Here is a 1,447-nt window from a genome sequence, read left to right on the forward strand (position 1 = left end):
CCTCTATGTCGTCGATCGCGGCGTGGACAACGACTCGAATCCGACCGAGAACGACGGCAAGATCTATGAATTCCATTTGAACGATTGGCTGCTCGCCTGATCTGACAGGAACGATTTACGCTTGCGCCAACCCGGTCGCCGCCAACAAACAAAATACCCCGACCGCGGCGTGCCGCCAGCGATCGGGGTATCAAAATTGAAGCAAAGACGCGAAAGCGCGCCGCCGGGATCCATTTCCCCGCGACGCGCTTTTGGTTCTCAACGCTGCTTCAGCGACCCTGACGGTCAACCTTACGACTGGCCGGGAGGACCAATGTGAATATGATTGTTGTCGCCCCAGCCGTTGCCCGGGCGTGTTCCTCCCGATTTGGCGATCGCTCTCGAGTTCAGGCTGGTGCCGAGCAGAACCGTTATGGCCGGTGGAGTCACCGCCGCAAAACGCCCTGCCTTCTTGAGAAAGTCCCGGCGCGCCTGAGCCTCTGAAACGAGGACTTCCTGCGTCCTTTCCGAGCGTTTCGTGCTTTCGGTTGGCATGACGATTCTCCCATGCGGGTTCCAAAGTATCACAACAGCTTATGTTTCCCGATGCCAGGATACTAGTTCACCAAAAGGCTTAGATTTTCGCGCTTGGAAGCAAAAGCGTACGAGCGATGCGCCGCGCGAAATCGGACGAGCCCCCCCTCGCCGAACCCCTGGCGCTTAGAAACCGCCGCGTTCCCCAAATCAAATTCCCGGCCAGGCGCAACGGAGCGCCGATGATCGGGTGGGTTGCCGTGAAGACGCGCCTCCAGTGCTGGAAACGGACGATCGGGCGCCGCGCGCATCTTGCCGGGATCCTGGTTCCGAAGAAGTGATGCAAGGCCAGGAGCTGGGTATCCAGGGCATTGCGGGCGCTTCGGTCCGACATGGATGCCTGCAGCGCGCTCCAGTCCACGTTCTCGGTCTCCGCCAATTGCGCCAGGTCGTGAAGGTGCCTGAGATCAATCCTTCCGCGCCAATAGTCGCCCTCCTTAAACAGGTCGTGCACGATCCAGTGCAGAGCCCGGGACTGGGCAGTAGGAATATTCACCCACAAATCGTCGTGCTGGACGAGCTTGGGAGGTTCAAAGTCGATCGCCCGGCGCGCCCGGAGTTCCAGCATTCCGGCATCCTGCTCACGCGCCATGCCTCGCTCACCTGCCACCTCGACATAGCCGAGCTCTTCAAGGCAGATTTGGGCGGCCGCCGCTTTGGCCGGCTCCACGGCCAGATCGAGGTCGCTTGTCATCCTGCTGGGAGCCTGGCCGGCCGGCGCAAGGAACAAGGGAACAGCGCCCTTGAGCAGGAGCGGAACGATGCCGCGGCGATTGAGCGCCGCAACGGCTTCGCGCAGTTGCGCACGCAAGCGCAAGTTCCGCTCCCGATTGCAGTCGTGAACGAACCGGAGATACTCGTACACGTCCTGCGG

2 protein-coding genes are annotated in these 1,447 nt (G+C 61.0%); both read right to left on the reverse strand.

The genetic code is table 11. From position 1 onward, the window contains the following. Positions 1 to 291 precede the first annotated feature (291 nt). Complete coding sequence (locus EOA60_RS32705) at positions 292 to 534, reverse strand: hypothetical protein (RefSeq protein ID WP_082953725.1); 243 nt, start codon at positions 532 to 534, stop codon at positions 292 to 294. A gap of 79 nt (positions 535 to 613) precedes the next feature. Continuing rightward, positions 614 to 1,447 (reverse strand): nucleotidyltransferase family protein (locus EOA60_RS32710; RefSeq protein ID WP_128312603.1); only part of this gene is annotated, 834 nt, incomplete at its 5' end.

This window comes from Mesorhizobium sp. M1A.F.Ca.IN.020.06.1.1 (assembly GCF_004023265.1).
Lineage (GTDB): Bacteria > Pseudomonadota > Alphaproteobacteria > Rhizobiales > Rhizobiaceae > Mesorhizobium.